This window comes from Qipengyuania zhejiangensis (assembly GCF_035607565.1).
Classification (GTDB): domain Bacteria; phylum Pseudomonadota; class Alphaproteobacteria; order Sphingomonadales; family Sphingomonadaceae; genus Qipengyuania; species Qipengyuania zhejiangensis.
The window spans coordinates 948,095-973,232 of the sequence record NZ_JAYKGO010000003.1; the positions used below are offsets into that span (position 1 = coordinate 948,095).

25 protein-coding genes and 1 tRNA gene are annotated in these 25,138 nt (G+C 64.8%); 10 read left to right on the top strand and 16 right to left on the bottom strand.

Translation table 11 applies throughout. The features are described 5' to 3' along the window. From VR863_RS12275 to VR863_RS12295, 5 genes are all read right to left on the bottom strand, one after another. Entirely contained in the window at window positions 1–1,575 is a 1,575-nt protein-coding gene (locus tag VR863_RS12275; RefSeq protein WP_324828757.1) for an NAD(P)/FAD-dependent oxidoreductase, read from the bottom strand. 82 nt (window positions 1,576–1,657) lie between these two features. Beyond that, window positions 1,658–2,284, bottom strand: coding sequence for a PilZ domain-containing protein (locus VR863_RS12280; RefSeq protein ID WP_324828758.1), 627 nt, complete (start codon window positions 2,282–2,284; stop codon window positions 1,658–1,660). A 147-nt stretch (window positions 2,285–2,431) separates the two neighbouring features. Next, window positions 2,432–2,516, bottom strand: a tRNA-Leu gene (locus VR863_RS12285). A 64-nt stretch (window positions 2,517–2,580) separates the two neighbouring features. After that, window positions 2,581–2,862 (bottom strand): integration host factor subunit beta, encoded by a 282-nt coding sequence (locus tag VR863_RS12290; protein ID WP_324828759.1) that lies wholly within the window; start codon window positions 2,860–2,862, stop codon window positions 2,581–2,583. A 194-nt stretch (window positions 2,863–3,056) separates the two neighbouring features. Then, window positions 3,057–3,398, bottom strand: coding sequence for a GntR family transcriptional regulator (locus VR863_RS12295; protein WP_324828760.1), 342 nt, complete (start codon window positions 3,396–3,398; stop codon window positions 3,057–3,059). 256 nt (window positions 3,399–3,654) lie between these two features. Between VR863_RS12295 and VR863_RS12300 the strand changes: the two genes are divergently transcribed. From VR863_RS12300 to VR863_RS12320, 5 genes are all read left to right on the top strand, one after another. Further along, on the top strand, window positions 3,655–5,241 hold the full coding sequence (locus VR863_RS12300; protein ID WP_324829275.1) for a peptide MFS transporter: 1,587 nt from the start codon (window positions 3,655–3,657) through the stop codon (window positions 5,239–5,241). 72 nt (window positions 5,242–5,313) lie between these two features. Next, window positions 5,314–6,678: an amidohydrolase gene (locus VR863_RS12305; protein WP_324828761.1), complete on the top strand. Its 1,365-nt coding sequence runs from the start codon at window positions 5,314–5,316 to the stop codon at window positions 6,676–6,678. Beyond that, window positions 6,675–7,967 (top strand): amidohydrolase family protein, encoded by a 1,293-nt coding sequence (locus VR863_RS12310; RefSeq protein WP_324828762.1) that lies wholly within the window; start codon window positions 6,675–6,677, stop codon window positions 7,965–7,967. The genes VR863_RS12305 and VR863_RS12310 overlap by 4 nt, the downstream gene beginning before the upstream one ends. Window positions 7,968–7,971: 4 nt before the next feature. After that, a complete protein-coding gene (locus VR863_RS12315) occupies window positions 7,972–8,469 on the top strand; it encodes an FKBP-type peptidyl-prolyl cis-trans isomerase (RefSeq protein ID WP_324828763.1) in 498 nt (165 codons plus the stop codon). A 46-nt stretch (window positions 8,470–8,515) separates the two neighbouring features. Further along, entirely contained in the window at window positions 8,516–9,190 is a 675-nt protein-coding gene (locus VR863_RS12320) for an NnrU family protein (protein ID WP_324828765.1), read from the top strand. 1 nt (window position 9,191) lies between these two features. On the opposite strand, the gene VR863_RS12325 is transcribed toward VR863_RS12320, so the two are convergent. The 9 genes from VR863_RS12325 to rpe all read right to left on the bottom strand — a co-directional run bounded on the left by VR863_RS12325 (window position 9,192) and on the right by rpe (window position 18,376). Next, window positions 9,192–9,989 (bottom strand): crotonase/enoyl-CoA hydratase family protein, encoded by a 798-nt coding sequence (locus VR863_RS12325; RefSeq protein ID WP_324828766.1) that lies wholly within the window; start codon window positions 9,987–9,989, stop codon window positions 9,192–9,194. Continuing rightward, entirely contained in the window at window positions 9,986–10,786 is an 801-nt protein-coding gene (locus tag VR863_RS12330; protein WP_324828767.1) for an alpha/beta hydrolase, read from the bottom strand. The genes VR863_RS12325 and VR863_RS12330 overlap by 4 nt, the downstream gene beginning before the upstream one ends. 38 nt (window positions 10,787–10,824) lie before the next feature. Beyond that, window positions 10,825–12,747: a 1-deoxy-D-xylulose-5-phosphate synthase gene (dxs, locus tag VR863_RS12335; RefSeq protein ID WP_324828768.1), complete on the bottom strand. Its 1,923-nt coding sequence runs from the start codon at window positions 12,745–12,747 to the stop codon at window positions 10,825–10,827. Window positions 12,748–12,824: 77 nt separating this feature from the next. Further along, window positions 12,825–13,286, bottom strand: a complete 462-nt coding sequence (locus VR863_RS12340) for a Fur family transcriptional regulator (protein WP_324828769.1) — start codon at window positions 13,284–13,286, stop codon at window positions 12,825–12,827. A gap of 37 nt (window positions 13,287–13,323) precedes the next feature. Beyond that, window positions 13,324–14,004 (bottom strand): peptide-methionine (S)-S-oxide reductase MsrA, encoded by a 681-nt coding sequence (gene msrA, locus VR863_RS12345; protein WP_324828770.1) that lies wholly within the window; start codon window positions 14,002–14,004, stop codon window positions 13,324–13,326. Next, window positions 14,004–14,135, bottom strand: coding sequence for a hypothetical protein (locus VR863_RS12350; RefSeq protein ID WP_324828771.1), 132 nt, complete (start codon window positions 14,133–14,135; stop codon window positions 14,004–14,006). Before VR863_RS12350 ends, msrA begins: the two co-directional genes overlap by 1 nt. Window positions 14,136–14,257: 122 nt before the next feature. Beyond that, complete coding sequence (gene purH / locus VR863_RS12355; RefSeq protein ID WP_324828772.1) at window positions 14,258–15,847, bottom strand: bifunctional phosphoribosylaminoimidazolecarboxamide formyltransferase/IMP cyclohydrolase; 1,590 nt, start codon at window positions 15,845–15,847, stop codon at window positions 14,258–14,260. Between the two features lie 7 nt (window positions 15,848–15,854). Then, window positions 15,855–17,717: a heparinase II/III family protein gene (locus tag VR863_RS12360; protein ID WP_324828773.1), complete on the bottom strand. Its 1,863-nt coding sequence runs from the start codon at window positions 17,715–17,717 to the stop codon at window positions 15,855–15,857. After that, complete coding sequence (gene rpe / locus VR863_RS12365; protein WP_324828774.1) at window positions 17,714–18,376, bottom strand: ribulose-phosphate 3-epimerase; 663 nt, start codon at window positions 18,374–18,376, stop codon at window positions 17,714–17,716. The genes VR863_RS12360 and rpe overlap by 4 nt, the downstream gene beginning before the upstream one ends. A gap of 114 nt (window positions 18,377–18,490) precedes the next feature. On the opposite strand from rpe, the gene VR863_RS12370 reads away from it, so the two are divergent. The 5 genes from VR863_RS12370 (at window position 18,491) to VR863_RS12390 (ending at window position 23,198) form a co-directional block, all read left to right on the top strand. Next, a complete protein-coding gene (locus tag VR863_RS12370) occupies window positions 18,491–18,757 on the top strand; it encodes a PqqD family protein (protein ID WP_324828775.1) in 267 nt (88 codons plus the stop codon). A 51-nt stretch (window positions 18,758–18,808) separates the two neighbouring features. Continuing rightward, entirely contained in the window at window positions 18,809–18,958 is a 150-nt protein-coding gene (locus tag VR863_RS12375; protein WP_324828776.1) for a hypothetical protein, read from the top strand. A gap of 25 nt (window positions 18,959–18,983) precedes the next feature. Next, window positions 18,984–20,879 carry an asparagine synthase-related protein gene (locus VR863_RS12380; RefSeq protein WP_324828777.1) on the top strand — a complete coding sequence of 632 codons (1,896 nt, stop codon included), beginning with the start codon at window positions 18,984–18,986 and terminating at the stop codon, window positions 20,877–20,879. Further along, window positions 20,876–22,567 (top strand): ABC transporter ATP-binding protein, encoded by a 1,692-nt coding sequence (locus VR863_RS12385; RefSeq protein ID WP_324828778.1) that lies wholly within the window; start codon window positions 20,876–20,878, stop codon window positions 22,565–22,567. The genes VR863_RS12380 and VR863_RS12385 overlap by 4 nt, the downstream gene beginning before the upstream one ends. Before the next feature lie 133 nt (window positions 22,568–22,700). Continuing rightward, a complete protein-coding gene (locus VR863_RS12390; RefSeq protein WP_324828779.1) occupies window positions 22,701–23,198 on the top strand; it encodes a DUF2141 domain-containing protein in 498 nt (165 codons plus the stop codon). Here VR863_RS12390 and VR863_RS12395 read toward each other — a convergent pair. Further along, the gene (locus VR863_RS12395; RefSeq protein ID WP_324828780.1) at window positions 23,189–24,085 is read right to left on the bottom strand and encodes a hypothetical protein; all 897 of its coding nucleotides are present in this window, start codon (window positions 24,083–24,085) and stop codon (window positions 23,189–23,191) included. The two genes, VR863_RS12390 and VR863_RS12395, sit on opposite strands and share 10 nt — an antisense overlap. Then, window positions 24,082–25,122, bottom strand: a complete 1,041-nt coding sequence (locus VR863_RS12400) for a diacylglycerol/lipid kinase family protein (protein ID WP_324828781.1) — start codon at window positions 25,120–25,122, stop codon at window positions 24,082–24,084. Before VR863_RS12400 ends, VR863_RS12395 begins: the two co-directional genes overlap by 4 nt. Window positions 25,123–25,138 lie beyond the last annotated feature (16 nt).

Here is a 25,138-nt window from a genome sequence, read left to right on the forward strand (position 1 = left end):
TCAGGCGGCCTCCTGGCTGCTCAACGGTGTCGGCACGTCGCGCACGGAGGCGAGGGCAGCGGCCTGATCGGCGGTCGGCTGGCGGTGCTGCCGCGAAGGAAGCTCCCCCTGCGCGCCTTCGTCCCCTGCTTCGTGATATTCGGCATCCTCGTTGACGCACCAGGTATCGTACACCCGTTCGCCGGCAACGATGTTCTCGACCGTCAGCATGGCGGTCATCATCGCGTGGTCCTGGTTGTTGTACCGGTGCATCCCGTTGCGCCCCACCAGGTGCAAGGTCGGGTGCCTCGCTTCCAGTTCACGGCGCATCGCGTCGACATTGGCCGCGTAATCCTCGTCATAGACGGGGTAGGCCTTTTCCTGCCGCACCACCGCCCCGCCGATGACGTCGGCGGGATTGCAGAGGCCGAGGATATCCAGTTCGCGTGTGGCGAGCACGACGAGTTCGTCATCGGACATCGACCACAAGCCGTCGCCTTCGAAGCAGAAATATTCCAGGCCGACACAGGCTACGCCTTCGTCCGGCACCATTTCGGGCGACCAGCTGCGGAAGTTCTGTACCCGGCCAACCTGCACCTTGCTGTCGTGGATGTAGATCCAGTTGTCGGGAAACAGGTCCTCCGAACGGATCTTGAGCGCGACGGTCAGAAAATCCCGGTATTTCAGATCGTTTGCCTGCAACGTGCTGTCGGGCAGGGGATGCAGCCGGTTTGCCAGTTCGCGCATCGGGGCGGAACTGACAGCGTGGCTGGCGCGGACCACCATTTCGCCGTCCGGACCGTTCGCGCTCAGCCGCCAACCGCCCGACCCATCGCTGGACAGGCGGTTGAGCGAATGGCCCATGAAAATGTGCCCGTGACCGCTGGCCTGCACCTTGTCGCGCGCGGCATCCCACATCATTCCCGGGCCGAGCCGCGGGTAACGGAAGGTTTCCAGCAGGGTCTTGGTGGCCATGCCGTCGTTTGGCTTCTTGTTCAGCCCGAGGCTGCGTTTCAGCCCGTCGACCACGGCGCTCCACAGGGAAAGGCCCTTGATCCGCTGGGCCGCCCAGTCTGCGCTCATTTCGTTGCACGGCATTCCCCACACCTTTTCGGTGTAGGTCTTGAAGAAGATCGAATAGAGTTTTTCGCCGAATTGGTTGGTGGTCCAGTCCTCGAAGCTCTTCACCTCGCGGCGCGGAAACATCTTGAAGCGAAGGTAGCTCGCCATGCAGACCGTGGAGCGCCAGATGCCCAGGTTCCACAAGGCTTCGAAGGCGCGCAGCGGATAGCTGTAGAATTTGCCTTCGTAATAGATGCGGCTCATCCGCGGGCGCTGGATGAAATCGTCGGGCAGGATTTCATCCCACAGGTCGACGACCTGCTGGGATTTGGAAAAGAAACGATGCCCCCCGATGTCGAAGCGATAGCCCTCATGCTCGACCGTGCGGCTGATACCGCCGACATAGTCGGCATCCTTTTCGATCACGGCGACAGATTTGCCCTGCTTGGTCAGCAGATATGCCGCGGTCAGGCCGGCTGGCCCTGCCCCGATGATCGCGACGTCGACTTTCAGCTGGCGTTCGCTGTCGGTCATGTATTCCCCCTGCTTCCGTTCACCCCGAAGAGTGAAGGAACTTGGTTTATACATAGTTAAAAGGCGGTCGCCACCCGGCTTTCTAGGGCAGCAGCAAGGGCGGGCATTGGACGCGGGCGGCCAGGAGGGCGAAATCGCGCAGGCTGAAGAAATTGTCGAAAGCCAGCCCGTAATTGGCATCCTTGCGCCAACGCACCTTGCAGCGCACTTCGGGAACCTGGTCGCTTTCGATACGCACGCTCTGGTCGATCGCGAACACGGCGTCGCATTCGATCCGCGCCCCTTGCTGCGACAGGTTGACGGAAAAGGCGTTGGCCTTCTGCGTCAGCGTGGCAACGGTCAGCGGCAGGGTCAGGTTCAGGCGCAGCTGGCGTTTCGGGTAGGTCCAGTTTTCGTGGATCAGCCGTTTGACCTCGATCGGCTTTTCGAACCGGTAACTCGCCTCGTACCCCGTGGCGCGCACCTGCGTCATTTCGTAGGTTTCGCCGTTCTGCAACTCCAGCGCGATTTCCGCATCGGTCGGCAGCTTGTGGAACGTCCGCAAACTGACCCCGGTGGAGGATACGTCACGGATAACGCAGACGAATTCGCCCTGCCCGCAGACCATTTTTGCGGCCCTGATAAGCGATGTGAACCGCGGCGCACCGCGCTGTTCGGCGCCATCGTCCGCAACCGCATCTGTCGTCACGCGTCCCGACGTGAAATCCATCTACCTAAACCCTCCGGCCCTCTGCGGTCGCCGATCGACCGCTTTGGGCCGTACTGCGCGCAATCGAGTTCGATCACGGCTAATAGGGCGCTAGGCGTTAATACTCAGATAAAGGCGCGAAAATCCGCAAGTCACGGCTGAAATGCGTGGTGCGGGTGGTGGGACTCGAACCCACACGATCAAGGATCAGGGGATTTTAAGTCCCCGGCGTCTACCATTCCGCCACACCCGCATGCGGCAAGGCGGTTAGGGCTTTAGCGTTGCCGGCGCAATCGCGTGTGCGGTCCGCAACCGGCTCAATCGCTGTTGAGGCGGCGGCGCATGTCCTTGCCGGGCTTGAAGTATGGCACCCGCTTGGCCGGCACGTCGACCGAATCGCCGGTACGCGGGTTGCGGCCCTTGCGCGCTTCGCGCTGGCGCGTCGAAAACGCGCCGAACCCGCGCAATTCGACCCGGCCACCTTCCGCAAGGCGCTGGGCGATTTCTTCGAAGAAAATGTCGACAACCTGCTCGACCTCGTCGGTGCGAAGCTCGGGATTGTCCTGTGCCAGGGCAGTGAGAAGTTCGGATCGGATCATGCGCGCTCTCCACAGTCGCGCTCGGGCGCGACCCAACAATTGTCCATCGTTGTGCGACCCATTTGCCGGAAATGGTGCTAAGACTCTGTCCCGACAAGAAGATAATGGCAGATGCCCCGCTTCGGGGCAAGTCGGGAATTGTATAATTCCGACGCGGCAGGCCGGGTTGTGGCCCGATCCGGGTCCAGCCAGGATCAGGCCTGGGACAACAACTCCGCAGGAGAAACGCCGAGGCGTTCCATCCGCGTGCGGATTTCGGGCCATTCGTTGTCGAGAAACAGCTTGCGTTCGCTCTGGCGCAGGCGATCGGCGGCCCCGCGCACGACATACATGCCGACGCCCCGCTGCACCTCCACCAGCCCGTCGTTCTGGAATTGCTGGTACGCTTTGGCCACCGTCAGCGGGTTGGCCCCTTGTTCGGCAGCCAGCGCGCGTACCGAGGGCAGCATCGCCCCTTCGGCATAGCGTCCGTCGATTATCGCTGCGGCGATCATGTCGCGCAACTTGAGATAGACGGGCTTGGACTGGTTGGACATGGCGATTCCCCGAAGAAGACTGCTACAGTGCCATAATACAGCGCGGCGCACAAGGTTCCCGGATCGGGCGATACTTTGTCACGCAATGCGGTCTCGACTGTAACTAAGGCTTCACATGGGCGTCGAAGCCGCTAGGGTGCGCCGCAATCAGGGCGGGGGTCGCCTCCCGCAGGCCATAACATTCCGGGAGACTTCTCGCGTGACACTAGAAGAAATCATCGTCACGATAGCGGCGGCATTCCTTGTCCTGCTGCTTATCGCAGGCGGAACAATCGTCACTTCGTCCAAGGCTGAATTCGCCGGCCACCCCAAGGGCCTCTTCGTGCTCTTCTTTGCCGAGATGTGGGAACGCTTCTCCTACTACGGCATGCGCGCGCTGCTGATTTTCTACCTGACGCAGCACTGGCTCTACAATGACGAGAAAGCCTCGGTCATTTACGGCGCCTATACGGCGCTCGTCTATATCGCACCGGTGCTCGGCGGCTATCTGGCCGACCGGTATCTGGGCCAACGCAAGGCGGTGCTGTTCGGTGCCGTTCTGCTGACCATCGGCCACTTCCTGATGGCGTTCGAAGGGGACGGCTCGCTGGGGCAGGCCAACCCGATGATCGACATCTTCTGGGCGGCGCTCGCTTTCATCATCGTCGGCTCGGGCTTCCTGAAGGCGAACATCTCGGTGATCGTCGGCCAGCTCTATCCGCGCACGGACATCCGCCGCGACGGTGCCTACACGATCTTCTACATGGGCATTAACGTGGGCGCGGCTGTCGGCACGATCATCGCCGGCTACCTCGGCCAGACCTATGGCTGGGCCTATGGTTTCGGCGCAGCAGGCATCGGCATGCTGCTCGGCCTCGTAGTCTTCATCATCTTCAAGCCGCTGCTGCTGGGCAAGGGCGAAAGCACCGTGCCCGAGAAGCTCGAAGCCCCGTTCATGGGCATCAAGTTCGAATGGTTCCTCTACATCATCGGCTTCCTTGCCGTGGGTGTGACGTGGTGGCTGGTGCAGAACCAGGCCATCGTCGGCTCGATCCTCGGCATCTTCGGCGCCATCCTGGTGGCCTATGTCATCTGGGAAGCGATCAAGATGGGCGGGGAAGACCGCGACCGGATCTTCGCCGCGATCTTCCTGATCATCGGTTCGATCCTGTTCTGGGCCCTGTTCGAACAGGCCGGTTCCTCGCTGAACCTGTTCACCGACCGCTTCGTCGATCGCCAGGGTGTCTCGGCATCGATCTTCCAGTCGATCAATCCGATCTACATCATCCTGCTGGCCCCGCTGTTCGCAGCGGCGTGGACGTGGCTGGGCCAGAAGGGCCTCGAACCCTCGACCCCCGCGAAGTTCGGCCTGGCGCTGATCCAGCTGGGTGCAGGCTTCCTCGTCCTGGTGTTCGGCGCCAGCGCGGTGGGGATGGAGAACATGACCCCGGTCATCTTCGTCTTCCTCATCTACCTGCTGCACACCACCGGCGAACTCTGCCTCAGCCCGGTCGGCCTTTCCGCCATGAACCGCCTCGCTCCCAAGCACATGGCATCGCTGATCATGGGCACCTGGTTCTTCGCTTCGGCAACCGGCAATTTCGTTGCCGGCCTGATCGCGGCGGCAACCGGTTCGGAAGCGGCGTCGGGTGAAGGCGCGGGCAAGGAAACCGTGCTCGCGGTCTACAGCCAGATCGGCTGGATCTCGGTTGCCGTCGGTGTCGGCGTCATCGTGATCAGCCCGCTGATCAAGCGGCTCATGCACCTCGACACGCTGGCCGACGACGAATTGCTCGGCCAGGCCGAAGGCCCCGGCGAACCGCAGGGCGCAGGGGTACATCCCGAAACCCGGCCGCACGGCTAAGCCACCCAATCGAAAGGGCGCGGATTAATCCCCGCGCCCTTTTCACGTCCTGATCATGCCATCGGAGAATCCATGCTCCCGACCGTCAAGAAACTGACCGCAGCCGCGCTGGCTGTCGGACTCGCCGCATGCACCAGCGCCGGTGCGCGCGAAACCGAAAGCGCCAGCGCGGACGCGGCCTCGAAAGCGCCCTTCCCCTCGACCTACAGCGCCTATCCAGGCCGCCCGACCGCGCTTGTCGGCGCGACGGTTTACGATGGGGCAGGCAAGAAAATCGACAACGGCACCGTCCTGTTCCGCGACGGCAAGGTCGAAGCCGTGGGTGACGCATCGCTGTCGACCGATGGCTATGACCGGGTCGATGGCACGGGCAAATTCGTGACCCCGGGCGTCATCGACATCCACTCGCACCTCGGCGATTATCCCACACCCGCCGTCGAAGCGCATTCGGACGGCAACGAGGCCACCAGCCCCACCACGCCCGAAGTCTGGGCCGAACATTCCGTGTGGCCGCAAGATCCCGGGTTTACCCGCGCGCTGGCCAATGGCGGCGTTACCGCGCTGCAGATCCTGCCCGGATCGGCCAACCTGATGGGCGGCCGTTCGGTTACGCTGAAGAACGTGCCGTCGCGCACCGTCCAGGGGATGAAGTTCCCCGGCGCGCCCTACGGCTTCAAGATGGCCTGCGGCGAAAACCCCAAGCGGGTCTACGGCGATCGCGGGCGGATGCCATCCACCCGGATGGGCAATTTCGCGGTGAACCGTCAGACCTGGCTCGATGCCAAGGCCTATGACGGCAAGAAGCGCGATCTGGCCAAGGAAACCCTGAAGGGTGTTCTGGACGGCGAAATCCTGGTCCACAACCATTGCTACCGCGCCGATGAAATGGCCCTGGTCATGGATATGGCCAAGGAAATGGGCTACAAGGTCAGCGCCTTCCACCACGCAGTCGAAGCCTACAAGATCGGTGATCTGCTGCGCGAAAACGACGTGTGCAGCGCGATCTGGGCCGACTGGTACGGCTTCAAGATGGAAAGCTATGACGGCATTCTCGAAAACGCCGCGCTCCTGTTCCGTGAAGGGGCCTGCGTGGTCATCCACTCGGACGATGCCAACGGAATCCAGCGGCTCAACCAGGAAGCCGCCAAGGCGCAGGCCGCCGGTCACAGGCTGGGCATCGACATTTCCGATGCCGAAGTGATCCGCTGGTTCACCCTCAACCCTGCCAAGGCGATGGGCGTCGACGGCATGACCGGCAGCCTCGAACCGGGCAAGATGGCCGATGTGGTGCTGTGGAACGGCAATCCGCTGAGCGTCTATTCGCGGCCCGAAAAGGTCTGGGTGGACGGCGCGCTGATGTTTGATGCCATGGACCGCAAGCGGCGTCCGGTCAGCGATTTCGAGCTTGGCCAGCCCGGCGAAGGAGACGTGAAATGAACCGCGTCCTGACACTTGCGGCCAGCGCCATCGCGCTGTGCGCCGCACCTGCCGCCGCGCAGGATTTCGTGATCACCAACGCCACCGTCGTCACCGGCGACGGCAGCGAACCGATCGCTTCGGGCGTGGTTGTCGTCGATGATGGGCGCGTGGTCTACACGGGGCCGCAAGCGGGAGCCGGCGCCTTCGATACGGCCACCGTTTACGATGTCGGCGGCGCGTGGGTAACCCCGGGCCTGGTCGCCACGGTCACCAACCTCGGCCTTTCGGACGTATCCGCCGTAAGCGAATCGAACGATATCCGCCCGGGCAGTTCGCCGTTCAACGCCGCGCTCGACGTGGCCCCGGCGATCAACCCTTCGTCGCAGCACATCCTTGTCCATCGCGCCGCGGGCATCACCCGTGCGGCAACGGTGACGGCACCGGCCCGGTCGATCTTCGGCGGGCAGGGCGCGATCATCGATCTTGGGGCGGACGGGCAGCCAGTGACCCGCGCGCGTGCGTTCCAGATGGTCGCCTTCGGGGAAAGCGGTGCACGGCTTGCGGGCGGCAGCCGCGTGGCAACCTATGCCGCCTTTGCCAACGCCTTGTACGAAGCCCAGGCCGTTGCCGCTGGCCGGTGGGACGCGGAAAGCGCGATGCTGACGCGCGCCGATGCCGAGGCGCTGGTTCCGGTCGTGAAGGGCGAACAATCGCTCTATATGGCGGTGGAACGTGCCGCGGATATCCGCAGCGTTCTGGCGCTCAAGCAATCCTTCCCCCGTCTCGACCTTGTGCTGGTCGGCGTTAGCGAAGGCTGGCTGGTCGCCCGCGAAATCGCGGCGGCGGGTGTGCCGGTCATCGCCGACGGGCTCGACGATCTGCCCGGCGCGTTCGAAGAACTTGCCGCCACGCAAAGCAATATCGGCCGGATGGCAAAGGCGGGCGTCAAGGTCGCGATCAACGCGTCTGCGATGGAAAACCCGCGCAACCTCAACCAGTACGCCGGCAATCTCGTCTCGCTTACCCGTATCCCTGGGGCCGACGGGCTGACCTGGGGCCAGGCGTTCGCCGCGATCAGTTCGGTCCCTGCCGAAATCAGCGGGTTGAAGGGCCGCGCAGGCGTGCTTGCGCCGGGCGCAATGGGCGATGTGGTGGTGTGGGACGGCGATCCGCTGGAAGTGGGCTCGGTGCCCACGCGCGTCTTCATCGACGGGGTGGAACAGCCGCTCGACAGCCACCAATCCCGCCTTCGCGACCGCTACCGCGATCTCGACGAAAGCGATCTGCCCAAGGCGTACGACTGGTAAGGCCGTGAAAGAACTTCGCACCACATTGATCGCGCTGGGCGCGGCAGCGGCGGCCGTCGGCCTCCACGGTCTCTCCGCGCAGGACAGCCCGCCCGACCGGTCGCAGGACATGGCGTGGATGAGCGCGCAGCAGGCGTATTTGGCTGGGCTCAAGGCGGAAGATGGCTGGCGTTACATGCCGGGCGGCCTGCGCTGGCGGTATGTCGAATACGCGGCCAGCGATCGCAAACCCACGGTGGAAGACACGGTCACGGTTCATTACGCCGGCACCTTCATCGATGGCGAAACCTTCGACAGCAGCTTCGACCGCGGCGAACCCGCGACCTTCCCGCTCGGCCGGCTGATCAAGGCGTGGCAGATCGCCATTCCGCAGATGGGGGTGGGTGACACCATCGAAATCGCGGCACCGGCCGATCTCGCCTATGGCGCTGCGGGCAAGGGGCCGATCCCCGGCGGGTCGACCCTGGTGTTCAAGGTCAAGCTGATCGATATCGCGCAATAACGCACTGTGTGATACCGCGTTGCCCATCCTTTGGGGGGAGGTAACGATGGAACCGCTTACATCACTCGCCGCTGCTTCGATCGCTTTGGTCGGAACGCATTTTGCCTTTTCGCATCCACTGCGCGCGCCCTTGGTCCGCGCGGTCGGCGCGACAGGCTTTCTCGGCCTTTACAGCGTCGTCGCCGCCGCCTGCATGGTGTGGATGTACTTCGCGTTCACCGCGTCTCCGCCCGGCGGATTGGGCGGAACCGGCGATGTGGGCTGGATCCTTGCAACCGTGCTGACACTTCCCGCTCTCGTGCTGTTCTTCGGATCGCTCGTTCGCAATCCTGCCTTGCCCGCCCCCGGTGCGGAAAAAATCGCGACGCAGGAGCCCTCCGGCGCGATGAAGGTCACGCGCCATCCGATGATGTGGGGTTTCGCGCTGTGGGCGATTTCGCATCTCGTGCTGTGGTGGAGCTGGCGCACGGTGATCGTCGCGCTCGCCATCCTCATTCTCGCGCTTGTCGGTGCGCGGCTGCAGGACCGCAAGAAGGAGGCGTTGATGGGCGACGCCTGGACGCAGTGGGAATCGCGGACCAGTTACTGGCCGCGATGGGGCAGGTTGCGCGAAACCGGCGCAGTCTTGTGGCTGGTCGCGCTGGTCGCATGGCTCGCGATTACCTGGGCGCATATCCATGCCGCCGGGATACCTGCCGGCATCTGGCGCTGGATCGGCTGAACTAGACCCCCTTGAAGTCGGGCGCGCGTTTTTCCAGCAGCGCGTCGATCCCCTCCATGTGGTCCTGCGTCAGGTGCATCATCGCCTGCGTGTTGGCCGCCAATTCGAGCGCGGTGTCGTAAGTCACCGAACGGCCCTGCCGCATGAGGTTCTTGGCATGGCGCAGCGCGTGGGGTGGCATCGCGGCGATCCTTGCCGCCAGGGCCTGCGCTTCGTCGAGCAGGGCTTCGCCTGCGACAACCCGGCTGACCAGGCCCCAGTCGAGCGCGGTGGCCGCATCAATGACGTCGCCGGTGTAGAACAGCTCTGCCGCCCGCGCCTCGCCGATGATCCGCGGCAGGATCCACGTGCCGCCGTCGCCGGGGATGATTCCCAGCTTGAGGAAGGTCACACCAAACTTTGCCTTGTCCGAAGCGATGCGGATATCGCCGAGGCAGGCAAGATCGCAGCCGAGCCCGATCGCCGGACCGTTGACCGCCGCGATCAACGGCACGCGCAAGCTGTAAAGCGCGCGCAGCACCTTGTGGATGTTGTTGCGATAGCCGTCGGAAATCTCCGGCGCGGTCCCGCCAAAGGTGCCGGTCCGCTCCTTCATCGCCTTGATATCGCCGCCCGCACTGAACGCCCGCCCCGCGCCGGTCAGGATCAAGCAGCGCACGTCCATGTCGGCGTTGATTGCATCGCAGGCCGCCGCAAACGCATCGCCATCACCCTTCGCGCCTAGCGGGTTCATCGTGTCCGGCCGGTTGAGTGTCAGGGTGACGATGTGGCCATTCCGGCTCGTTTGCAGCAGGGTCATTCTCCGGCTCTCTCCGATGTCTGTGCGTGCAGGAATTCCAGCACGGCGTCTTCGGCAACATCGTGCCACGCCAGATCGTGTCCGTAACCCTCAAATATGATCAACCGTGCCGAAGCGTTGGCCTGCGCCAGCCGGTTCGCGTGCGGATGCGGGATCAAGGTATCGGCATCGCCGTGAAGAATCAGGATTGGCGCGGCGACATCAGGCAGTTTGCGGTGATTGTCATAGCGATCGCGCAGCAACAGGCCGGTCGGCAACCAGCGGGCTTTTTCCGCAACCAGCTGGGTCAGGCTTGCGAAGGGTGAAATGAGCACAAGCGCGAGCGGGGAATGGTCGACCGCCATCTGGACCGCGACACCCGATCCAATCGAATTGCCGATCACCACGATGCTGTCGGCGGCCACGCCGCGTGACGCAAGATATGCGAACGCTGCCTGGCCGTCCTTATAGAAACCCTGTTCGCTGGGGCTTCCGGGGTTTCCGCGATAGCCGCGATATTCGGCGGCCAGCACGCCGTAACCGTTCGGAACCAGCCGGTCGGTGGCGACCACGCTCGATGTCCAGTCTGCGCCATTGCCATGAAAATAGACGACGGTCGGCTTGCCGCCTTCAGCTGCCCTGTATCCCGCAACCAGGTCAAGGCCGTCGGCGGTTGGATAGGAGATTTCCTCGAAGCCGCCGGTCTTGGGCGCGATGGCGCGCGGGGCTGGATAGATCAGGGCGCCTTGCGCGAAATACGCAGCGGCAGCGATCGTGCCATACGCGCCGACAAGGATGGCGGCGGCGGTCAGGAACAAGCGCGCAGGCCCTTTGCGCTGCGGCGCCGCACGCTCGATCAGGCCCGCGCCTCTTCCACGCCGGCGCTGTTGTGGCGCAGTGCGCCCAGCACCGTATCCACCATCTGCGGCGCGTTCAGGCCCGCTTCGTCGTACTGCTTCGTGGGATCGTCATGATCCTGGAACACGTCGGGCAGCCGCATGGTGCGCACCTTCAGCCCGTTATCCGTCAGCCCCTCGTCCGAAGCGAAGGTCAGGACGTGTGCGCCAAGGCCGCCGATGGCACCTTCCTCGACCGTGACCACGACCTCGTGGCTACGCATGAGCTTTTCGATCAGCGCGGTGTCGAGCGGCTTGGCGAAGCGCATGTCGGCCACCGTGGTCGACAGTCCCTTGGCTTCCAGCTGGTCGGCGGCCTTCTTGGCCTCTTCCAGCCGTGCACCCAGCGACAGGATCGCAACCTTGGTGCCTTCGCGCACGATGCGGCCTTTGCCGATTTCCAGCTGTTCCAGCTTTTCCGGAATGGCGACGCCCGTGCCGCTGCCGCGCGGATAACGAAAGGCGATCGGGCCATCGTCGTATTCCGCTGCCGTGTACGTCATGTGGGCCAGTTCCGCCTCGTCGGCGGCGGCCATCACGACCATGTTGGGCAGGGTGGCGAGATAGGTGATGTCAAAGCTGCCCGCATGGGTGCAGCCGTCCGCGCCGACAAGGCCTGCGCGGTCGATGGCAAACCGCACCGGAAGGTTCTGGATCGCGACATCGTGCACGACCTGATCGTAGGCGCGTTGCAGGAAGGTGGAATAAATGGCGCAGAAAGGGCGCATTCCTTCGGCGGCAAGGCCGGCGGCAAAGGTCACGCCATGCTGTTCGGCAATCCCGACATCGAAGGCGCGGTCAGGGTGCGCCTTGGCAAACCGGTCGACGCCTGTGCCGCTGGGCATGGCGGCGGTAATGGCGCAGATGCGCGTGTCGGTTTGGGCCAGCTTGGCCAGCGTATCGCCGAATACGTTCTGGTATGCGGGCGGCCCGGCCGGGCCTTTCTTCTGTTCGCCGGTGATGACATCGAACTTGGCCACGCCATGATACTTGTCGGCGCTGTTTTCGGCAGGCGCGTAACCCTTGCCCTTTTGCGTGACGACATGGATCAATACCGGACCCTGTTCGCTATCGCGGACGTTTTCCAGAACCGGCAGCAAATGGTCGAGATTGTGGCCGTCGATCGGGCCAACGTAATAAAAGCCCAGTTCCTCGAACAAGGTCCCGCCGGTCACCATGCCGCGGGCGTATTCCTCCGCCTTTTCCAGACCGTCGTGGACCTTGCGGCTCAGTTTCTTCGAGATGCGCGAGGCAAGGCTCCGCAATCCGAGATATTCGCTGCTCGACACGGTTCGCGCCAGATAGGCGGAAAGGCCGCCCACCGGCGGGGCGATCGACATGTCGTTATCGTTCAGGATCACGATCAGGCGATTTCCCGCCTGCTCGGCGTTGTTCATCGCTTCGTAGGCCATGCCCGCGCTCATCGCGCCATCGCCGATGACAGCGATGCCGCGGCCCGACCGTCCCTGCATCATGTTCGCCATCGCGAAGCCCAGCGCGGCTGAAATCGAGGTCGAGCTGTGCGCCGCGCCGAACGGATCGTATTCGCTTTCGCTGCGCTTGGTAAAACCGGAAAGACCGCCCCCCTGCCTCAGGGTGCGGATGCGGTCGCGCCGCCCGGTCAGGATCTTGTGGGGATAGCACTGGTGCCCCACGTCCCACACCAGCTTGTCTTCCGGCGTGTTGAAAACATAGTGGATGGCAGTGGTCAGTTCGACCACCCCGAGCCCCGAGCCAAGGTGTCCGCCGGTGGTGCCGACAGCATCGATCATTTCTGCCCGCAATTCGTCCGACAGCTGGCGCAGTTGCGACTTGTCGAGTTTGCGAAGGTCTGCCGGAGTGTCGACCGTGTCGAGCAGCGGCGTATTGGGTCGCGAAGTCATGTCAGGGCTTTACACCCGGAAAACGCAACTGTCGATGAACCCATTATCGCGGGGAAGACACGCCCTGGCGCTAGCTTTCAGGCGGCGCACTCGTCGCACAGGCCGCGCAATTCCACCACCGGGCGCACGTCGGTAAAACCGGCGTCCTTGCCGGCATCGCGCAGCGCGCCGGTCACGCGCTCGTCATCGAGGTGGCTGGCCTTGCCGCAATCGTCGCAAATCAGGAAAATGCAGTCATGGCGGCACCCGGGATGGGTGTTCACGAGGTAGGCGTTCGCGCTTTCGATCCGGTTGGCCAGATTGGTCCGCACGAACAGGTCGAGGATGCGGTACACGCTGTTGGGCGCCACCCGTTTGCCCCGCGCTGCCGAAAGATTATCGGCAATGTCGTAAGCCGAGGCCGGTTTGTCGTGTTCGGCCAGTTCCTCGAAAACGGACTGGCGCATACCGGTCCATTGTTCGCCATGTTCGGTGAGCGTGTGCCGCGCGGCTTCCACCAGCGCGTCGCCCGAATGCTCTTTGTGCTTATGACCTGCCATGAACGGTGAATTAGGCGCGGCGGCGCGCGCGTTCAAGTTAGTTGCGCTGGAAGCTGGCCGAGTAGACGCCGGGATACATCCGTTTGAGCGCGGCGACCTTGGGTGCGTCCCACCGCACGATGTATCCGTGACGCGGATTCTTGATCATGAAATCCTGATGATAGGTTTCCGCCGGGTAGAAGGATTTTGCCGGTTCGATACGGGTCACGATCGGCGCGTTCCACAACCTGGCGCGCTTCAACTGGGCGAGATAGGATTTCGCCACCGCCGCCTGTTCCGCCGATTGCGGGACCAGGGCGTTGCGATAATGGGCGCCGACATCGGGGCCCTGCCGGTTGAGCTGGGTGGGATCGGTGACGACGGAAAAGAAGATACGCAAAAGCTGATCGTAACGGATTACCGACGGATCGTACGTGACCTTGACGGCTTCTGCATGGTCGGTGATTCCCGATGACACCAGCTTGTAATTCGCCTGCCGACTGGTGCCGCCGTGATAGCCGGAAACCGCGCTTTTGACGCCCTTCACATGGCTGAACACACCTTCGACGCCCCAGAAACAACCGCCCGAGAAAACGGCGGTCTTCAGACCGCTCCCCTCTTTCGCGACCCGCTTTGCCGCGGGGGCGGAAACCACTTCTTCGGCCGCATTGGCCGGTTGCTGGCACGCCGAAGCGCCCAGCACCAGGGCTGCGCCAAGGAGGGCCGCCCGCACGCGCATCAAAGGATCGAAGCCACCAGTTGCGGAACGGCCGAGACAATTGCAGCGCCGTTCGACAGCAGGACGCCAACAGCGCCAAGGCCGAAGCCGATGCCGAAATTGCGATAGAGATCCGAAGTGAAAAGGGTCATCGTTCTGGTTCTTTCGTGAGCGTTGCCCACGTGGGTACACGCACCGCGATTGCAACGCGGTTAATGCGATGGTTGTGATTTGTTCATGCGATCAGAGGCGCACGCGCCGCCGATTGCGGCGATCAATGGCGGAAATGGCGCATCCCGGTGAACACCATCGCCAGGCCGGCTTCGTCGGCCGCAGCGATCACCTCATCGTCGCGGATCGACCCGCCAGGCTGGATGATCGCCGTCGCGCCCGCTTCGGCAGCGGCCAGAAGGCCATCGGCAAACGGGAAGAACGCATCCGAAGCCACCGCGCTGCCCACGGTGCGGCTTTCGCTCCACCCGTAGGTTTCGGCGGCTTCTGCGGCCTTCATCGCGGCGATACGCGACGAATCGCGGCGGTTCATCTGACCGGCGCCGATGCCTGCGGTCGCGCCGTTTCGGGCATAGACGATCGCGTTGGATTTCACGTGGCGGGCCACGGTCCAGGCGAACAGGCAATCCTTCAGTTCCCGGGAAGTCGGCTCGCGCTTGGTCACGACCTTGAGGTCGGCTTCGCTTATCGCGCCATTGTCGCGCGTCTGGACCAGAAGCCCGCCGGTAATCGGCTTGACCGTGAGGCCGGCGCGGCGCGGATCGGGCAAGTCGCCCGTTACCAGCAGGCGCAGGTTCTTCTTCCTGGCAAACGCTTCGCGCGCGCCATCGCTGACGGACGGCGCGATGACGACCTCGGTAAATATCTCGCAGATCGCCGCAGCCGTTTCGGCATCCAGTTCGGTGTTGACGGCCACGATGCCCCCGAAGGCCGAAACGCTGTCGCATTGCAGCGCGTCGTTCCAGGCGTCGATCAGCGTCGCCGCCTGCGCCACGCCGCATGGGTTGGCGTGCTTCACGATCACCACGGCCGGGGCGCCGCCGGCGAATTCGGCGCACAATTCCAGCGCCGCATCCGCGTCGTTGTAATTGTTGTAACTCAGCTCCTTGCCCTGCAACTGGCGGGCCTGCGCGATGCCGTGCGCGTGCGGACCGGCAGGCGTGTAAAGCGCCGCTTTCTGATGCGGGTTTTCGCCGTAACGCAGTTCCACCGGCGCCTTGCCGTTGATGGCCAGCATGTCGGGGAAAAGCTGTTGCTGGTCGGCAAAGGCGAACCACTGGCTGATCATGGAATCATACGCCGCGGTGGCCGAAAAGGCCTTGGCCGCCATCTTGCGGCGGAAATCCAGCGATGTTGACCCGTTCGACCCTTCAAGCTCGCCCAGCAGCGTATCGTAATCCGCCGGATCGGTGACGATGGTCACGAACTGGTGGTTCTTCGCCGCCGAACGCACCATGCTGGGCCCGCCGATGTCGATATTCTCGATGATCTCGTCACGCGATGCGCCGCGCATGACGGTGGCTTCGAAGGGGTAGAGGTTGACCACCACCAGGTCGATCGCGCCGATGCCGTGCGCGTCCATGGCGGCCGCGTGTTCCGCGTTGTCGCGCACCGCCAGAAGGCCGCCGTGGACCATCGGGTGCAGCGTCTTGACCCGCCCGTCCATCATTTCGGGAAAGCCGGTGAGATCGGAAACATCGCGCACATCGAGCCCGGCCTCGCGAAGGGCCTTGGCTGTTCCGCCCGTCGATACCAGTTCGACACCGCGCGCCGCCAGCGCCTTGCCCAGTTCCACCAAACCGCCCTTGTCGGACACCGAGAGCAGTGCCCGCTTGATCGCCACGTTCGTCACTTGAAAATCATCCCATTCGTTTGAGCAGCCAGGGGAACCGTCCCCCGCTGCGCGCCGTCAGCCCTTCGACGACAAGCTGGCTCGTGGCGCGGGGTCGTCCGTGCCCGTCGGTCCAGAGGCTGTCTTCGATGCCGATTTCGGCCTCGCCGCTATCGCCTCCGAGGCGGAATTGCCAGTAGCTTCCGTCGGCCAGAGCCAGGCCTGCGCCGCGCCGGTCCTCCGAAAGTCCCGCCTCGACCCCCTGGCCAAGGTGGAACCGGATCGCGAAGCCGATCTTGCCGCGCTGACCCTTGCGGCCCGACGGCTCGAGGATATCCTCGCCGCGCAATTCCTCGCCATCGGCGGACAGCAACAGGATACGGCGGTGCAGCAGGCCGTGGCGCGCGGCGTAACCGTTGTGCACCGCTTCGAGGCGGGTCGCATCGCGCCCTTTCTGCCGGACGGTGGTGCGCGCGATGTCGACCTCTTCCACGCCCTTACCGATCTGGCCCTTGATCAGCACCGCGGTGGAATTGGAATCGTCGAGCGAAAGGGTGGAGTGGGCCGACGTTCCGCGCAGACCCTGCTCGATCCGCACCGGTACCTGACCACCGGCCAGTTCGGCACCGCCGCAATTGACGATGATCCGGTGGTCCTTGTGCGACAGTTCGAACGCCAGCGTCGACGCGCAGCCAAACCGCGCATGGCGGCTGCGCGGCGGGGGTGCCGCGTCGAAGACGAGCACGCTCTTGCCGGCATCGACGCGCTGGTATCCCCAGTGGCGCGTGTCCTTTGCAGGCCGTGCGCGCACACCGCTCGCGCTGACGAGCGAGGCAAGCGAGGCTTCCGATGTCGCGCCAGCGCCCTGCCAGCTGCCCAGCCCCCTGTCGCCCATGCGCAGCGTCAGCAGCGGGGGCACGAGGAGGGAGATCATCGTATCGAGCGCAACCGGCGGATCGCGATCGACCGCCGCGTAACAGGCCTTGAGATCGACCAGCAGGGCAATCGCCTCCATCTGCGCCAGCGGGCTGCGCGACAGAACGCCGCCATCTTCGCTGACCAGTTCGCCGAGCGAGCGCAGCAAGCCCGCTTCGCCATAGAGGCGGCGCGGGCGGCCATCGGGAAGCAGCAACCCGGCGGCCACGATGGCGCACCAGCCCGCGACCTGTCCCAGGCGGTCTTCCGCGCGGGCAACCTGCCGGTCAAGCCAGCGTGCGGTCGCCTCCATCGCGTCGAGAGTGCGTTTACGGAGCGCGGCATCGCCCGAAAGGATCAACGGTGCGTGAACCAGCCACGCCAGCAGGCGCAGACCCGTATGCTCCACCGTCCAGGCAACGCCCTTCGACGGTTCCGGATTGGCCGCCAGCCACTTGCGCAAAAGCCTTTCGCCAACGCCGGCGCATTCTTCGCGCGGCGCGCAGGCCGCAAGATCGCGCAGCCACGTGAAACCATGCACAGCACGCTGGAACGGCGGGGTCAGGGGCGCGCAGCTGGCGCAATCGACCTTGTCGATCGGCGCTTTCAGGCCGTGGATGAAAAATTGCCCCGCCCTGAGCGCCATACCGGCACCGGGCTCCCCGCGCAGCGGCGTTTCCACCGTGCCGAGCAAGCGAAGCGCCGACGGCTTGCGCAAGGGCGCCGACAGCATCGACCCGGGAATCCCGAGCCGGTATGCCCAGCGTAACATCCCATCGACCGCGCCGGTCCGCGGCGGCTGGAAATCGGAAAGCGCCAACGCGCGGCCCGGTTCGAGCGGCACGGCATCGGGAAGGGCATCGTCCCTCGCGCCGGTTACCAGTCCTTCGTCCGCATCACCCAGCGGCAGGGCGCTCTGCGTGTCGTGGTCCGCCTCGTGCGCGTCGCGCAGCAGGGTGTGGGACCCGTCGCTCACCCGTGGCCTTTCAGGGCCGCTATGTTGGCCGCGTATTGCCCCGGACCACCCTTGAACGTGGCCGATCCCGCCACCAGCACATCGGCACCCGCGTCAATACACAGCCGCGCCGTTTCGGCGTTGACGCCGCCATCCACTTCGAGATGGATCGGCTTGCCCAGGGCATCGATGCGCCTGCGGATCGCTTCGACCTTGCGCAGTTGCGAATGGATGAAGCTCTGGCCGCCGAAACCGGGGTTGACGCTCATCACCAGCACGAGATCGACATCTTCGAGCAGGTAATCGAGCGTTTCGACCGGAGTGCCGGGATTGAGCACCACGCCCGCCTTCTTGCCGAGAGCGGAGATTGCCTGGATCGTTCGATGGATATGCGGCCCCGCTTCGGGATGCACGGTAATGATGTCCGCCCCCGCTTCGGCGAACGCCTCGATATACGGATCGATCGGCGCAATCATCAGGTGCACGTCGAACGGCTTGTCCGTGTGCGGGCGCAGCGCCTTCACCACCGCAGGGCCGATGGTGATGTTCGGCACGTAATGCCCGTCCATCACGTCAACGTGGATCCAGTCGGCCCCGGCCTCGTCGATCGCGCGCACCTCTTCCCCCAGCCGAGCGAAGTCGGCGGAAAGGATGGAAGGGGAGATCAATGGTATTGCCATGGGTATCGGGCCCTGTCGGGATAGCCTTGCCCAGCCCTACGCGCGCGAAAGGACGGTTAACAAGCGCCCCTCCATGCCTTTTCCACATGGCGCAGTGCAGCTAGGCCGGTCGGCATGAAGGTGCCCAGCAAACTGACCGCGAATTACGTAGAGACCCAAGTGGATGGCGAGGTCCTGATCGTCGATCTCGACGGCGGCGAACTGTTCTCGCTCACCGGTAGCGCGCTGGCGGTGTGGCGGATGATCGACGGCACGCGCAGCGCCGACCGCATTACCGATGCGATGTGCCGCGACTTCGCTGGCGACCCGGTGAAAATAAGGATGGAGACCGCCGCGTTCCTTGCAGAGCTGACCGATGCGCGACTGGTTGCCTTCGCCTAACCTTTCAAAGGCGCTTTGGTATTGGGAAAAGTGATGGTAGCATGGCGCTGCATGGACAAATCTTCGATCAAGACAGACGCCGCGGCTCGGCCCGCATGGTCTCCCCCGCAGCTCGAACGCCTCGGCGCGATCCGCGACATCGCGGGGGCCAAGGGTGGCTCGCTGCTGAACGGGATCAACACCAACCGCATCCCAAGCTGATCCGCTCCGGATCGACAGGCAGACGGTGATCGCCGCCAGCCTGGCCGCCGGCGCGCCGCCTGTTCCGGCAGCGCGGCTCGGCGAATTTCTGGGCACCTCCCGGCTGCGTTCGTGCCACATCCACGACAGCGCGCCTGTTTCGCTGGCCGGATGGGCCGATGCCGGCACCGGCACGAACCCCATATTCGCAATCGGAACCGTCCGAACCGTGTTCGATGGCTGGATTGCCAATCGGCCGGAACTGAGGCGCGAACTGGCGCTGTCCGCCGATGCCGGTGACAGCGAAATCTACAGCCACGCCGTGCAGGCATGGGGCGATCGGGCCGACGCCCATGTCGACGGACATTATGCCGCGATCTGGGCAAGCCCCTCAGGCTTGCGGCTTGCCCGCAGCCCGCTGGCGGCACCGCCCCTGCACTGGAAGCGCAACGCCAACCGGATCGTGGCGGCATCGCTGCTGCGCTGCCTCGAACTCGTCGACGGCGCGCCGCTCGGGCGGATCGATCTGGAACTGCAACGCGCGGTCCTGGCAGGCGACCTTCGCCATGCGGAGCGTGGCTGGTACCCGGATACGGGCCGGATGCCGCTTGGCCGTGCGATCTGGATCGGTGCGGTGGACGATAGCCCGCGCGACCTTTGGCGCTACCGCTTTTCCCCTGATCCGGCGACGCGCGGCGCATCGCTTGCGGATGCGGTTTCGCGGACGTCCCATCTTCTGGATGCCGCTGTGGCAGGGGCGACGTGCGGCAACGAACGGATTGCCATCTCGCTTTCCGGGGGCCTAGATTCCTCGCTCGTCGCCGAGGCCGCCATGCGCGTTCGCCCGCAAAGCCACGTCAGCGCATACTGCTACGCCCCAGAAGGGGATGCCCCGCAGCCCATACCGGGTGACTGGCCACGGAATTGGGTGCTCGACGAGACCGGCGCGGCGCGGGATTTTGCCCGCTTTCATGGCGACCGCCTGACGCTCCAACCCGTCCGCAGCGACGGCGCCGATTTTCGCACTGGCATGGATGACTTGCTGGCCATTTCGCGGTGCGCGCCACGCGAAATCGGCTTCATGTTCCAGCTTGCCGATGCCTGCGCGATGGCGGCGGCCAACGGTTGCACCGCGATGCTGGGCGGGGACGAGGGGAACTCCACAATCAGTACATCGGGAAGCTGGGCTTATCGCCACTGGTTCCTGCGCTTGCGCTGGCGGCGGATGTGGCGCGAACTGCGTTTGCGCGCGCATGAGGAGCGCCCGATATGGCGGCAGTTTGGCGCGCTTGTGCTGCGGCAATTGCTGCCACGGCGGACCGACCGGCACACGTTCGAGCGGTATCTGGCCAATCTGGGTCTACCCCGTGATACCGCTGATCGGCTGCATTGGGGCACGCGCCCGCAAACGGATCTGCCGGTTACGGGTTCGGCGCGGGCGCACGGACCGCGCGAGATTGCCGCCCTGCTCGAAAACGGTGACGATGGCGGGCGGGGGGATGCCCTCAAGGCGGTGGAATGCAGGCATGGCATTCCCTATCGCGATCCCACCGTGACACGCGCCCTTGCCGAATATTGCCTTGCCCTGGCGCCCGATATCTTTCTGCACAACGGGGTAAACCGCAGGCTCGCAAGGGAGATGGCCAAGGGGAAGATGCCCGAAGCTCAGCGGTTGGGCGTGCGGCATGGTTTGACCGGGGCGGACTGGCTTGCGCGGACCGCACGCAACCGGTCATCGGTTCTGGGTGAAATCACCCGGATGCAGTCCGATCCCGATATTGCCTCGATCATCGACCTTGCCGCTATAAAGCGCCGCGTCGAAAGCCTGCCCGAAACGGCACGGGGCGATGTGGACGATCTGACGTTCACCACCGCAGGGCTGCCTGCCGCGATCGCCGCTGGGCGGATGATCGCGCGGGCAAAGGGGCGCAACGACCTGTGAGCGGGATAGCGCAAGGCGGGCACCCGGCAGGTGCGCTTCGGACACTGGCCGCGCTTGCCGGGGCGAAGCGGATGGCCACCCTTGCCGGACTGACCGTATTCGCCGCGCTCACCGAAGGCGTCGGGCTGGTATTGCTGGTGCCGCTGCTCGGATCGCTCGGCGCGGGCCAGGCCGGTGTCGGCCTGCCGTTCCTCGCACTTCCGGATTGGCCGCTGGGGGTGTTGCTGGCGCTGTTCGTGCTGCTGGTTGCGGCACGGTCGATCACGGAAATATTCCGCACCCTGGCCGCGCACCGCCTGCAGATTGCCGTGGTGGACGGGTTGCGCCAACGCGCGGTGGACGGCCTCCTCCACGCCGAATGGCACGCGCTGTCCGCCATGAGCCAGAGCGCAAACCGCGCGCTTATCATCACCTCGGTCGACCGAGTGGGCGAGGCGGTCCACCATTTCACCACGCTGGTTCGCGTTGCCGTGTCGCTTGCGGCACTGGGGCTGGCGGCGCTGGTCTTGTCACCCGCCTTCGCACTGGCCGCATCTGTCGCCGCCACGGCGGCATTGCTGATGTTGCGCGGGCTGCGCCGCAGGGCACGCGGCCTGGGCGAAGCGATGTCGCGCCGATACGAAGCGATCTACATGCGGCTGGAGGAAATGCTGACCGGCCTGCGGCTGGTCAAGAGCTTCGGGCAGGAAAGCGCCGAGGCGCAACGTCTGCAAACCGAGTTCACGCGGCTCCGCAAGGCCGAACGGCTGTATCTGCGCGACACGGCGGTGGCCCGTACGGCGCTGCAGACGGGCGCGGCGATAGCGCTGGCGCTGGTCGTGTGGCTGGCGGTCACCGCGTGGGCGGTGCCCCCCGCCATCCTGCTCGCATTCGTGGCCCTGGCGGTGCGCACGGTGCCGCTGGTCGAAGCGCTGCAAGGCGCAGCACAGGGGTGGAACCACGCCGCCCCGGCGTTCGACGAAGCGCTCGGCCTGATTGCCCGCGCCGGTTCGGTGGCCGAAGCGCCGGTGTCACAGCCCGCCCCGCGGCTCAAGACTTCCATCGCGTTGCGCAATGTGTCGTTCGACCACGAACGCGGAAAACCCGCCCTCGACAGCGTAAGCCTGTCCATTCCCGCTGGTGCCATCGCAGCGCTCACCGGGCCTTCGGGCGCGGGCAAGAGCACGGTGGCCGATCTTCTGGGCGGCCTGACATCGCCCGATCGCGGCGAAGTGCTGATCGACGGTGCCCCGCTAGACGGCGGCGCGCGCAACGCGTGGCGCGCGCGCGTCGCATACGTCCAGCAGGAACCCGTGCTGTTCAGCGGAACCGTGCGCGACAACCTGCTGTGGGCTTGTCCCGGTGTCGATGATGCGCGGATCGCCCGCGCGATCGCAAGGGCATCCGCTGACTTCGTCTACGACCTGCCCGGCGGACTCGACTGCAATCTTGGCGAAGCGGGCCGCGCGCTTTCCGGAGGGGAGCGGCAGCGTATCGCCCTGGCCCGCGCCTTGCTCCGCGAACCGGATCTGCTGGTCCTGGACGAAGCGACCAGTGCGGTGGACCGCGATGCGGAAAGGGCCATTGCAGATGCGGTCGGGTCACTGGCGGGAAGCTGCACGATCCTGGTCATCGGCCATCGCGGCGCCATGGTCGATCTGGCGCAGCACCGCTTCGCGCTCGAACAGGGGAGGATCGTTTCCTCCTGAACGGCAGATCTCGCGCAAATTCAGCCGTAATTCAGCGCATCATGCTATCTGTCCGCTCAACACAGGGTCCGTTTCGGGCCAATTCGGCTGCGCCAATCGCAGCCGGCGCAACGAATTACGACAGGGACTTCGCATGACCAGAACCGCAACGACCGTCACGGGAATTGCAGCCATCGTGCTGGCGGGCGCCACGCTTGCCGCCCCCGCGCAAGCGCAATACCGCCAGAAGATATCCGATAACCCCGCGCTGTGCGATGCAGGGGCTGGCCCCGCCGTGCGCGTCACCATCAAGGGCGTGCGGGAATCGCGCGGCACCATCCGTGTGCAAAGCTACCGTGCGACCGATGCCGACTGGCTGGAAAAGGGGCGCTGGCTCAACCGCCTGGAAGCGCGGGCAAAGGCCGGCACGATGAGCTTCTGCATGCCCGTTCCGGCGCCTGGCAGCTATGGGATTGCGGTGCGCCACGATATCAACGGCAACGGCAAGACCGACATTCTGGCCGACGGTGGCGGGATGTCGAACAATCCCAGCATCAACATCTTCAACCTGGGCAAGCCGAACTACAAGAAGGTCGCCTTCCAGGTCGGCAGCGGCGTGGAATCGATCACCGTGATGATGCGCTACCGCTGAGCGCGGCGCTTGCGCCACAGTTCGACCAGCGCACCCGGCGCGGCGAGCAAAGGGTGTTTTTCGCGAAACGGCGTAACCTCGAGCGTGATTCCGGTGTGGCGGTGCAGCTTCCACGCGGCATAGTCTGCCGCGCCGTCAAAAGTCGTCGTCGCCTTGGCGAGACGCAGGAGGTTGAGCGGCTTGCCGATGCGCGCCCGCTTTTCCCACCAACGTAGGACCCGCGCCCTTTCGGCGGCGGTTATTTCGGGCACCAGAATTTCGCCCTTCTGGGCGAACGCCATTCCTTGGGCCTGCCACGACAACGGCAGCAACCCGTCGAAATGATCCTGGTTTACCGCCAGGATCGAATCCTCGCGGCCCGCCTTTTCGATCCGGAATTCGGCCCGATAGGTCGCACGAAACAGCGCCCGCCAGTAATCCTGCGCGGTTCCTTGTGCTGGACCCAGCGCAGCCGCCAGCCGGGCCGCGGTCCCGGCGGCATCTTCAACGGCAGCGCGGATCGCCTGGCGCGAAGCATCGCCGTTGACCCAGGCAAGCGCGCTCGGCTGGACGAAACGCGCCCATATCGTAGTGTCGCGCGACCGGCCCGATGCCGCGCTCGCGAATTGCGCCAGCGACATGGTGGCGATCTTGGCGCGCAGGGTTTCGCCCGCATGATCCCATTCCCGATAGCTCACCCGCGGCCAGACCTTTTCGGCCTGCTGGCCGGGCAGGAGGACATAGAAGTCCAGCACCCCGTCGAGCGATCCGGTCCGCAGGTTCGATCCGTAGAACAAGACGCCCAGCGCCCCGGCCTCTTCGCCCAGCATTTGCGCGAAGGCGGCCACTTCGGGGCGGACATCGCGGCCAAGGCCCTGTTCCACCCGCTGCGAAAGCGCGCCGGTCACGGCGTAACGAAAGTCAGTTCGGGGCCCTGCCCGATGATGTAGCGCCCCGGGGGAAATTTCTCCCCATCGAGGATCACCGCCTCATCGATATCCATCGCGAAACGCTCCGCGCTGATCTGGTGATACCCCGAAGCTTCCAGCCAATCGGGCTGCCAGCCCATGCAGATCGCAGGCAGCGATGCGAGCACCCGGCGGCGCGGCTTGTCGAGCACCGCGAGCTTCAGACCGTCGCGCTCTTTCCCGAAAATCTTCAGCCCCATCGGCATGCGCCTCAGGGTCGATGCAAGGATGACGCTGCGCCGCTCGCGATCGCCATGCCCCGAATGCGGCATCGCCTTGCCCGACGGCAGATCGGTCAGCGCCATGCGTGTGCCGCGGCGCCACTTGTTGCCGTCCCCGCCGAACAGGGCCTGCAACACGCCCCAGGCGCTGGTCGCGCCGACCGCAAGGCTGTTGAAGAACCCCAGTTCGTGCGCGTCCTGCCCGGCGTCGATGCCCAGCGTGAAGGCGCCTGCACCGAAAATGAAGCCGAGCATCGGCGGATCGTGCGCCCCGTCACGCGAAACCGCCAGCGGGCGGCGGGTAATCCGGCTGCCCGAACCGTATGCCGCGATGGCATCGGACAGGTTCCAGCCCGATGGCGCGCCGAGGTCGACATTCAACGCGTTCGTCTTGCCTTTGGGCAGTATGGCAAGGGCCGGCCATGTATCGCCGAACACGCACTGCCCCATCGTCAGCACATCACGCACCGTGCCATCGCCGCCGTTGATGATGAGGTAATCGATCCCCTTCGCGGCGAAATCGGACAGCGCAGTGGCGATGTCTTCGCGCCGTTGCGGCTGTGCGACGCTGATTTCCGGACGCTGCGCGCAATCGAGGTCCTGGCCCTTGTTGCGGTGGCTGCGCGGGTTGTAGATCACCCCGATCCGCGGCGGCCTCGTTACGGCCGCGCCCGTTTCCCCTGCGGCGACAGGCGCCCGGCCTTCAGAGGACGAACTCATCGCGAGCTGGTCGAAGCGGTAGATTGTGCGGTCCATAATCGACCGCCGCCTT

Bases quoted from the DNA above. Each gene is read 5' to 3' on its own strand.
- VR863_RS12275 (WP_324828757.1), bottom strand. From the start codon at position 1,575: ATGACCGACAGCGAACGCCAGCTGAAAGTCGACGTCGCGATCATCGGG.
- VR863_RS12280 (WP_324828758.1), bottom strand. From the start codon at position 2,284: ATGGATTTCACGTCGGGACGCGTGACGACAGATGCGGTTGCGGACGAT.
- VR863_RS12290 (WP_324828759.1), bottom strand. From the start codon at position 2,862: ATGATCCGATCCGAACTTCTCACTGCCCTGGCACAGGACAATCCCGAG.
- VR863_RS12295 (WP_324828760.1), bottom strand. From the start codon at position 3,398: ATGTCCAACCAGTCCAAGCCCGTCTATCTCAAGTTGCGCGACATGATC.
- VR863_RS12305 (WP_324828761.1), top strand. From the start codon at position 5,314: ATGCTCCCGACCGTCAAGAAACTGACCGCAGCCGCGCTGGCTGTCGGA.
- VR863_RS12310 (WP_324828762.1), top strand. From the start codon at position 6,675: ATGAACCGCGTCCTGACACTTGCGGCCAGCGCCATCGCGCTGTGCGCC.
- VR863_RS12320 (WP_324828765.1), top strand. From the start codon at position 8,516: ATGGAACCGCTTACATCACTCGCCGCTGCTTCGATCGCTTTGGTCGGA.
- VR863_RS12325 (WP_324828766.1), bottom strand. From the start codon at position 9,989: ATGACCCTGCTGCAAACGAGCCGGAATGGCCACATCGTCACCCTGACA.
- dxs (WP_324828768.1), bottom strand. From the start codon at position 12,747: ATGACTTCGCGACCCAATACGCCGCTGCTCGACACGGTCGACACTCCG.
- VR863_RS12340 (WP_324828769.1), bottom strand. From the start codon at position 13,286: ATGGCAGGTCATAAGCACAAAGAGCATTCGGGCGACGCGCTGGTGGAA.
- msrA (WP_324828770.1), bottom strand. From the start codon at position 14,004: ATGCGCGTGCGGGCGGCCCTCCTTGGCGCAGCCCTGGTGCTGGGCGCT.
- VR863_RS12350 (WP_324828771.1), bottom strand. From the start codon at position 14,135: ATGACCCTTTTCACTTCGGATCTCTATCGCAATTTCGGCATCGGCTTC.
- rpe (WP_324828774.1), bottom strand. From the start codon at position 18,376: ATGGCAATACCATTGATCTCCCCTTCCATCCTTTCCGCCGACTTCGCT.
- VR863_RS12370 (WP_324828775.1), top strand. From the start codon at position 18,491: ATGAAGGTGCCCAGCAAACTGACCGCGAATTACGTAGAGACCCAAGTG.
- VR863_RS12375 (WP_324828776.1), top strand. From the start codon at position 18,809: ATGGACAAATCTTCGATCAAGACAGACGCCGCGGCTCGGCCCGCATGG.
- VR863_RS12390 (WP_324828779.1), top strand. From the start codon at position 22,701: ATGACCAGAACCGCAACGACCGTCACGGGAATTGCAGCCATCGTGCTG.
- VR863_RS12400 (WP_324828781.1), bottom strand. From the start codon at position 25,122: ATGGACCGCACAATCTACCGCTTCGACCAGCTCGCGATGAGTTCGTCC.